Origin of the sequence: Cellulophaga sp. 3_MG-2023, assembly GCF_030546975.1 — a bacterium.
Taxonomy (GTDB): Bacteria; Bacteroidota; Bacteroidia; order Flavobacteriales; family Flavobacteriaceae; genus Cellulophaga.
The window spans coordinates 52,842-61,278 of sequence record NZ_JAUOPS010000010.1; the positions used below are offsets into that span (position 1 = coordinate 52,842).

The 8,437-nt window shown below is 28.9% G+C and carries 10 protein-coding genes; all 10 read right to left on the reverse strand.

What is annotated here, in order from left to right; genetic code table 11:
• Window positions 1-168 precede the first annotated feature (168 nt).
• Window positions 169-858, reverse strand: coding sequence for a M949_RS01915 family surface polysaccharide biosynthesis protein (locus Q4487_RS16880; RefSeq protein ID WP_303545370.1), 690 nt, complete (start codon window positions 856-858; stop codon window positions 169-171).
• Window positions 859-958: 100 nt separating this feature from the next.
• Complete coding sequence (locus Q4487_RS16885) at window positions 959-1,627, reverse strand: hypothetical protein (RefSeq protein WP_303545367.1); 669 nt, start codon at window positions 1,625-1,627, stop codon at window positions 959-961.
• Between the two features lie 79 nt (window positions 1,628-1,706).
• Entirely contained in the window at window positions 1,707-2,594 is an 888-nt protein-coding gene (locus Q4487_RS16890; RefSeq protein ID WP_303545365.1) for an energy transducer TonB, read from the reverse strand.
• A gap of 228 nt (window positions 2,595-2,822) precedes the next feature.
• Window positions 2,823-3,416 (reverse strand): hypothetical protein, encoded by a 594-nt coding sequence (locus Q4487_RS16895; RefSeq protein WP_303545362.1) that lies wholly within the window; start codon window positions 3,414-3,416, stop codon window positions 2,823-2,825.
• A 167-nt stretch (window positions 3,417-3,583) separates the two neighbouring features.
• Window positions 3,584-4,162, reverse strand: a complete 579-nt coding sequence (locus tag Q4487_RS16900) for an NAD(P)H-dependent oxidoreductase (RefSeq protein ID WP_303545359.1) — start codon at window positions 4,160-4,162, stop codon at window positions 3,584-3,586.
• Between the two features lie 60 nt (window positions 4,163-4,222).
• Window positions 4,223-4,786, reverse strand: coding sequence for a Crp/Fnr family transcriptional regulator (locus tag Q4487_RS16905; protein WP_303545356.1), 564 nt, complete (start codon window positions 4,784-4,786; stop codon window positions 4,223-4,225).
• Between the two features lie 176 nt (window positions 4,787-4,962).
• Window positions 4,963-5,478 carry a carboxypeptidase regulatory-like domain-containing protein gene (locus Q4487_RS16910; RefSeq protein WP_303545353.1) on the reverse strand — a complete coding sequence of 172 codons (516 nt, stop codon included), beginning with the start codon at window positions 5,476-5,478 and terminating at the stop codon, window positions 4,963-4,965.
• A gap of 219 nt (window positions 5,479-5,697) precedes the next feature.
• Complete coding sequence (locus Q4487_RS16915) at window positions 5,698-6,270, reverse strand: hypothetical protein (protein WP_303545350.1); 573 nt, start codon at window positions 6,268-6,270, stop codon at window positions 5,698-5,700.
• 247 nt (window positions 6,271-6,517) lie between these two features.
• The gene (locus Q4487_RS16920) at window positions 6,518-7,426 is read right to left on the reverse strand and encodes a hypothetical protein (RefSeq protein WP_303545347.1); all 909 of its coding nucleotides are present in this window, start codon (window positions 7,424-7,426) and stop codon (window positions 6,518-6,520) included.
• 206 nt (window positions 7,427-7,632) lie between these two features.
• On the reverse strand, window positions 7,633-8,214 hold the full coding sequence (locus Q4487_RS16925; RefSeq protein WP_303545344.1) for a hypothetical protein: 582 nt from the start codon (window positions 8,212-8,214) through the stop codon (window positions 7,633-7,635).
• Between the last annotated feature and the right edge of the window lie 223 nt (window positions 8,215-8,437).

The window sequence follows — 8,437 nt, forward strand, 5'->3', positions numbered from 1 at the left end:
AAAAATAAATTGATGGCGTAATAAAAAAGGCATAGAGCTACTTAAATAAACTAGTATAAGACTATAAATAGTATAAAAGGCTTTAGTGAATGGTATAAAGCCTTTTCTGTTACTATAAACTTAATTATAAATAACTCTAAATATAAAACTCATTATAAGTTCATTTTTTCAATTTTCATCAAACTTAGTTTCCTTATTTTTCATAGCCTGTTCCCAACCAGCAGGAAAAATGCCGTGATTATTTTCCTCTATATTTTCTATAATAGTTTTTACTTGGGCTTGTATTTCTAATGGCAAAGTGTAAAACTTTTTATCTACTTGTGTGTTTCTTTCATTGTCATGTACTCCGTTTTGGTGTCTTATTGCTATTTTTTCACCTTTGTAGTATATCAATATTTTTATTCTTCCATCATCATTATCATTCATACCTTTGGTACCATAAACAACAATTGGATCTACAACACCATCTTTGTTATAATCATCTATTTTAAAGTACTTTGTCCAATGAGAAATTGTATATTCATATGTATCAGGTAGTATGTAATCTTTAAAAGTCCATTTTAGCTTAAAATCATCGTTCTTAAGCAAAAAACAATACCCTTTTAGGGTCTTAAAACATTTATCTAACTCTTCACATTCCGTTTCATTCTCAGTCATTACAATAAAATGCGGCCCTATTTTATCATTAAATTGATAAATTCTATAAATAGGAAAATTTATTTGAAGCTTATCTTTAACATTAGTTGTAAAAACAGAATCAATTTCTTTTTCACTTAGTTGTTTACTTGTAATATTTAAGCTTTGCGCAAGCGTAACATTGCAAATAAAAAGAAACAATACTATTATAATTTTATTCATTTTTTATGGCGATTATTGTATGTTTTGCAAAATATGCAACTAATTTAAAAACTTAATATTCAACATCTAAAGGCCTACAAATAAGCTTTTACTAATCATATTAATACACCTTAAAAGTTTGGTCTATTTTTCTCATAGTTTTTTTAGACTCTTTACTATTGTCTTTTTCGTCTGTTAAAGAATCTTGAAACACAAGCAAGCTACTTTTTCCATTAGTATCAACTACTTCAAAAATTTCCATTTCTAAATTAACTCCTGTTAATGAAACTAACAAACTCATACCTTCTAAATCATATGAGTTTATTTGTTTAGTTATTTTTTTTGTTGAACAGTTAGACAGTCCAAACTGGCTAACCATTCCATCTACATATTCCTTAACTGATATTGATTTTTTTAGACTTATAATCATAATCTTGAAATCATTACCAGATAAAGTCCAAATATTGCTAGTTGTAGTCAAATCTGCTTCAAAACTATAAGTTCTTGGATATTCAAAAGCAATATTGTTATGCGGAAATAATTTCCAATCGTAAACACTAATTATTGTTTCTGAATCTTTAGCTATCCCTTGCCATTTTTTTGACTGATTCTCTACAAAATATTGAATATCATTTTTAGACTTTACCTCTAAAATTAAAGGTGGTTCTTCGTCTTTTGATAAATTAATTTCAAAATCTTTAAAGTTAATTTTAGATTCTTTTTTCTTAGAACAAGAGATCTGAAAAAATATAAAAAAGAATGCTATTATAAATATAAACTGATTTTTCATAAGGTTTTAGCTATTGCCTATAATGGTAGTTCATTTTTGTTTTTTATTACTCTACTCCAAAAGCCTTTATTAATAGTAATTAGTTAAGTCTAAAAGTCAAAGGTATACTAAAAGGTACTCTTACAGGTTTCCCTTTTACTTTCCCCGGAGTCATACGAGGAAGTTTTGTGAAAATTCTTCGCCCTTCCAATTCAAATAAAGGGTGCGGTCCTCTGGTTTTTATGTTTTTTACAAATCCATCTTTATCAATAAGAAACATAATGTTTACTCTACCTTCTATACCTAATTCTTGAGCTTCTTCTGGGTATCTAAAATGTTTAGCAATGTGTTTACCTAGTTTATTTTGAAAACAAGATCTCCTACTACTTATGGCCATATCTTCACAACCAGGAAATACGGGTACATCATCCACAATTACAAAAGGTACATCATTTTCTTCTTTTTCATTTTCTTTTAAATTTTCTTTACTTACCTTAATATCTACAACCTTTAAACGAATAGGTTCTTCTGGGGTAAATTTGGCATACAACACATAACCTGTACTAACAGCCGTATCTTTTAATTGAACTACTTTAAGGGTTGGGAGTTTTTTTAGAACCACATCTATTTTTTCTCCAATAAATTTAGTTTCTGGTCTACTAAAAATCTCTGTAGACTCTAGCTCTCCTTTATCATCTGTAAAAAAGTTAAAATATACTTTTCCATTAAAGTTTTGAGAAATAGAATCTTTAGGCATTTTTAAATTCTCATTAAAAAGCTCTTGTAATTTGTCTGTAAAACAAGCTTTTTGTGCTCCTGCACTAGGCATTATACATTTGCTAAAGTTGGCATAATCAGTAGCCACTTCAAAAGGTCTGTAAGAAGTTATTTCTGCACCATCACCATTAGTCTGGTTGTATTGCGCACTTAATGTGACTGTAAAAAACAAAGTGGCAAAGAACGTGCTATAAGCTATTTTTAATTTCATAATGTTTTATTGTATAGTTAACAACGTAAATATTAAACATTTTTGAGACTAATGTAACCATCAACCTATATTCGTTAGTTTTTAATTCATATTTGGCATTAAACTTTTTCTGCAGAAACTTATAATTTCTAACAAAAAAGACTGCTAATGCTTAATGGCATTAGCAATCTTAAAGTTTACAAGACTAAAAATTTAGCTTCTAAATTATTGTTAAAACACTATTTACTCTTATTTTACCGTAAAAAGAAATCTTCCGTTAGCATCTGAATTCCTTATTTTAGTATGAAAGTTTATTTGAACATCTTTTCCGTTAGTAGGATTAAATGTAAGCATTTGCTCTCCTAAACCTAGGCTAGCATTGGCTATAAAGTAATTACCAGCCTTTTCTAATTTTATTCCTACACGTAATTTATAGTTGCCTTCACTATAAGGAGCTACTCCTAAAAGTTCTGAATTTTCAGGTACTGTATTTACAGATAAATTTAACTTCCCTATTTCTTCTACTAAGTTTTCTTGTTCTAATGTTACAGGTGAAAAATTATCATCTTCGATTAAAAAAACCGAAAAACCGTAAAATGTTTCTGAAGCATTAGTTAAGTTATAAATGTCAATTTCTTTGTCTGACCTATCATCGTTCTGCTTGCTTTCTACATTCATATTTAACCATAGAATGTCTCCTACTTCATAAGTAGATTTGCTATCATCCACATAGACAACTTCTCTGTTTTCTAAATTATAAAATTCAGAATCTTCAGAATTAGAACAACTGACAAAAAAAATAGCCATAAAAAATAGAATCAATGTAATTTTTAAAGTTTTCATAATGTTTGTTTTTTGTTTTAAAAGTAATCTAAGACTTACTTAAAAACAAAGAATTAACTTATATTTAATGTTTTAACGTATAAACACTTAACCTTATAATAGCAACAACTCCTTGAGTTATTTTTATAACTTTCCCTCCTATCTTTTATATAAATTGCTAACAGAAGTTAGTTTATACCTTCTCCTAACAATGTTACTTTTTTTAACCACTTTACCCTAAAATCTGAAGTTGATTTTTTTACTGAGGCAATATAAGTTGTTTTCACAGGGCTTATTCCACAAAACTTTAAAGTTCCGTTTTTAAATTGATTGATTGTTGGACTTTTCATTATCAAAAAATCATACCATTTTGGCGTATCTGCAGTAATAATTAGTCGTGCAGATTTTCCTTTCAATAGTTTTTCAGGTAACGCTTTTCCTTCTATCGGTTGATATGTAATTGACGGCAAAAATGTTCTGTCTATAAATCCTTTCATAAGAGCTGGGTAACCATACCACCACATTGGAAAAACCCAAACAATATGGTCTGCCTTTTTAATTTTCTCTATAGCCTTTACCAAATCAGGTTCCAATTCCATTCGTTCTCTATAACCAAATTGCAGATTAGGATTAAAATCTAATTCCGCAATATTAATTTGAGATATTATAGAGCTTGTTTTATGTACTCCTTTTATATAAGCTTCTGATAATGCGTAATTAAAGCTTTCTTTATCAGGATGCCCATTTATAACCAATACTTGTTTCATATTTGTTCTTTCTTTTAAACAAAGAACAATACTTACTTAGTTTTTTAAAAGGACATTTGTCTAATTCGTAATCGTTTTTCTTATTCTACTCAAATGCCTTTGGGTAATTCCTAGATATGAAGCCAGAAAATTTAAAGGGATTGATTGTAAATATTCAGGTTGATTTATTAGTAAATCTTTATATTTTTTTTCTGCGGATTCTTTTTGCAACAAGAAAACTCTTTTTTCCATTTTGATGTATTCTTGTTCTGCAATTAATTTGAAAAATTTTAGCCAATTAGTACTCGATTTCTCTAAAGTTAAAATTTCTTCTCTTGATATAGTTAATAATTCTATATCTGTTAATGCCTGAATATTTTCAATAGTTTTTGCTTGTGACAGAAAAGAAGAGTAAGCACTTACAAAAGAATTTGAAAAGGTAAAACAATAGGTAACTTCCTCTTTGGATGACGAATAATAAAATGATCTAAACAAACCAGAAACCACAAATGCTACTTCTTTGGATATTCGATTTTCTTTAATAAAAAAATCTCCTTTTTTCAATTTCTTATTACGCACTTTACTCTCAAAAAGATCTATCTCTTTTTCGCTTAAAATATCAAATGCTTGTAGGTAGTTCCTCATTTTTTTTTAATTACTGCCAACGATCTAGTGTATAAAAATTAGCGAATTTAAAAGCACTAACTTTTCAGTTTTAAAGCCAAATTAAAAATTTGGCGGACTTAGCAAAATACGACCAAGCCTATAAACTTAGCTCTTTATACCCTATTTGCTATAGGCATTGTTGCCTGTAGTATTTCTTATTGCCTTTTAATATATTCATTATAAGCTCTTTTACTTTCAAAAATGGTATCCATTGATACAGTCTCAGCAGATGATTCTGTATAAATTATTAATTCACGTATTTCTCCAGATTTAAAGTTTAAATTTTCAAAGTTTAAAGATGGAGTCTTACCATATTTATAAGGTATTAGCTGTATATTGTACAATCCATTGACAATGTTTATTTTAAAATGCCCCTTAGAATCAGTGACTGTTTTAAACTTTCTTTTGTTTTCTATACTAATAAAAATCACGGAAATACCTCCTTCAGGCCTATCATAATCATACACTTTTCCGGTGATAAGAATAGCTGTTGTTTCTGCAATTCTTTTTAAATTATTTTCTTTAATTTCCCCAAAAAAAGATGGTTGAAATTTTGCTATTTTAGCTGAATAAGGCTTTTGCATTATACAAGAATAAAGGCTAATTAATAAAAATGAACCTAAATAACCAAATCTCAATAAAACCTTTCTTTTTTGAATGTGTTTTTTCATATTACTGGCAACGTCTCGGTTATAATTAGTACGGGAATTAAAAGTAATAAACTTTCGATTAAGCACTTAGCCAAAACTTTTTATTTTGTTTTATCTTTTTCTTTATAAAGCCAAATCAAAAGATTTGGTGGACTTGGTTATTAGCTTTAAACTTTGGGTTAAGCACTAAAACCCGTATTAATTATAGCTTTTGTTGGCAGTAGTGCTTTTTTTCAGTCATTAAAATATTTGGTCTACTAATAATCCCAACACGAATCCACCAACTGTTCCAAAAATTCCGAGTAATAGCATTGGAATTGCTAATAAAGTTATTATTTGAGATTGGGATTCTCTTATTTGAATAAAATACTTTGATAAATCAACAGGTTTAAGAGGAATTGTATTTCCTATTGAATTTTCTAGTTTTGATGTGTTACTTCCTTCCCTAAATTCTATTTTGTAATTTCCAATTGGTGCATAAAATTTATACAATTCCATTCGTCCAGTCGAAAAATTATTTGTCTGTGGTCTTAATAATGAAAAATTCAATTTTATTTCCTCTTTTGTTGATTCTTCGTAGATACACAATTTAAATTTGTCAGTAGGTGTTCTTTTAAATATTGGTCCTTTTTGCCAAATAGAAAAATTACCAGAACTTGTAACTGAAAATCGTCCTCCATTTTGTAAATATGGAATATCTAACATAATGCTTCCATTAAAAGACTTTCTTAATAACTGTATTGCTTTAAAGAAAATAAAAAAACCAATTGGAATTAAACAAAAAAATAAAATACGCATTAAAATTAGGTTCATTCTGTTTTGTTAAATTATTATTCTATTAGTTATAGCATTACTACCAACGGTTTGACTAAGCGGAGTGCGTAGGCAAGGAAACTTTTCGTTTCCGTCTACGCACTACGCTAAAACTTTTTATTTTGTTTTATCTTTTTCATTCCAAAGCCAAATTTAAAAATTTAGCGGACTTGGTTATTAGCCTTAAACTTTGGGTTAAGCACTAAAACCCGTATTAATTATAGCCATTGTTACCAACAGTTTATCCTCAACTCATCATCTTCCATTTTTTCCCATCATATAGAGCTAGATGTTTATCAGATACAGACCAGAGTCCACTGGGACCTGTAAATAGTTTGGATGTCGAAAATTCTGGCGTACTTTCTATAAAAACTTCAAGTTCACCGTCTTTTAACCGAAGAATATTAAAGTTATTAGAGAAGTAAATAGCATCATTGTAAGTGCATACAGAATCTATATCATCTTCTGAGACTTCACTTTCCAATTCCGTCCATTGATTTCCTCGACCTTCTAAAATTATCCCCATTTGACCAGCAATATAAACTTTGTCATCAAAAACATCTCCATCTAATAAAATGTCTTCAGTAGGCGTTTCTATTTCTGTCCATTTACCGCCTTTATTTGTCCAAATTACTCCTTCCCATCCAAAAGCGTATAATTCTTGAGAATTAAATCCTGTAATACTTTCGAAACTACTTGGCATAGGTTCACCTTTCATAGCTTCAATACTAATCTCCTCCCAATTTGTATTTACTTGTTTAAATATAAATCGATTTGTTCCTCCAACATATAATTCACCCGCAACTAGTTTAGAAAATCGAATTTCACTGGGAGGGTCATTTTTATCATCTTCAGTTTTATAAACACTAGAGAAAGTATTATCAGTTTTATTAAACTCCAAACAAGATCCTCCCCAGTGTATTAAAAATATTTTATCCTCACTGATATTACTTGAAATTCCTTCAGGAAGCCAACTTATACTACCAGCGTTAGACCAGTTTCCTTTGGTATCTCTAATTAAAAAAACACTTTTAGGTTTTTTTTCAGGATCCATTCCAAAAGGATGAGAAATCATTATCACTTCTCCATTAGATAATTCAGCTCCGGAAGAAAAGGTGAATTTTGATAAGTCAATTTTATTATCTGATTCTACCATAATTTATTTTTATTGTTGGTAACGTTAAGTATAAGAAATTGTCGGGCAGTTGATAAGCACTATCGTTTCGGTTTATTACTTAGCTAAATATAAATATTTTGCTTTTATCTTTTCCTTTATAAAGCCAAATTTTATATTTGGCGGACTTTGTAAATAAGCACAGACCTTTCGGTTTAACACAAACGCCCTATGTTTTTTATACCGTGTTAGCTACTGTATTTTTCTTTTAGTTCCAGTTTTTTTATCCTTGACCTTATAGCTCCATTATTACGTTCGAAAATTTCACATAATTCTTTAATAGATTTTCCTTGACAAAAAAGAGACTCCAGTTTGTTGTCATCATCTTTTGTCCATTTCATATAAGCGTTTGGATGCTTTATTCTTTTGTCATCAAGTGAATATGATTTGTCAGTTTGAAGTGTTATTGGGTTATGTTTATTGATTTTTATTTCTGAGATATTATTTAACTCAAGCATAGCCTCATCTAGATTAGTGTTAGATGATTCAATAAAATCAATTAATTCAATTAGAATTGCACTTGTTGTTTCTCGACCACTTATAATAGGGAATTTAATTCTCATATTATATTCTATCAGTCTAGCAATATTTCTATTTTCTAATGGTTTACAATATTTTAATTTTAACGAAGGACGTTCTTTTTTATATTGATTTTGTCTACGCTCAATATTGTTAGTGATGCCAAACTTACAACCGTCATTATCTTGCATTATATAAATGAATGTTTGCCAATCATAACCTTTCCCATTAAGAACTTTAAATTCCTCCATTTTTAATTTATCAATTTGCTTTTTTTGATATAGTAGCTAACGTGTTTGTATATGGTTTGTTGCGTGGTTTAAGCACTAAATTTAGCAAATAAAAACCGAATAGAAAATACGCGAGTATTTTCGTAAGTAGGCGAGTACTAGCAATGAATTATACACGGCTTAAGTTTGTAATTCATTAAATTAGAGTATTAATCAGAAAAGACAAAAGAGAGGAATAAGGTTA

Bases quoted from the DNA above. Each gene is read 5' to 3' on its own strand.
- Q4487_RS16880 (WP_303545370.1), bottom strand. From the start codon at position 858: ATGAATAAAATTATAATAGTATTGTTTCTTTTTATTTGCAATGTTACG.
- Q4487_RS16885 (WP_303545367.1), bottom strand. From the start codon at position 1,627: ATGAAAAATCAGTTTATATTTATAATAGCATTCTTTTTTATATTTTTT.
- Q4487_RS16890 (WP_303545365.1), bottom strand. From the start codon at position 2,594: ATGAAATTAAAAATAGCTTATAGCACGTTCTTTGCCACTTTGTTTTTT.
- Q4487_RS16895 (WP_303545362.1), bottom strand. From the start codon at position 3,416: ATGAAAACTTTAAAAATTACATTGATTCTATTTTTTATGGCTATTTTT.
- Q4487_RS16900 (WP_303545359.1), bottom strand. From the start codon at position 4,162: ATGAAACAAGTATTGGTTATAAATGGGCATCCTGATAAAGAAAGCTTT.
- Q4487_RS16905 (WP_303545356.1), bottom strand. From the start codon at position 4,786: ATGAGGAACTACCTACAAGCATTTGATATTTTAAGCGAAAAAGAGATA.
- Q4487_RS16910 (WP_303545353.1), bottom strand. From the start codon at position 5,478: ATGAAAAAACACATTCAAAAAAGAAAGGTTTTATTGAGATTTGGTTAT.
- Q4487_RS16915 (WP_303545350.1), bottom strand. From the start codon at position 6,270: ATGAACCTAATTTTAATGCGTATTTTATTTTTTTGTTTAATTCCAATT.
- Q4487_RS16920 (WP_303545347.1), bottom strand. From the start codon at position 7,426: ATGGTAGAATCAGATAATAAAATTGACTTATCAAAATTCACCTTTTCT.
- Q4487_RS16925 (WP_303545344.1), bottom strand. From the start codon at position 8,214: ATGGAGGAATTTAAAGTTCTTAATGGGAAAGGTTATGATTGGCAAACA.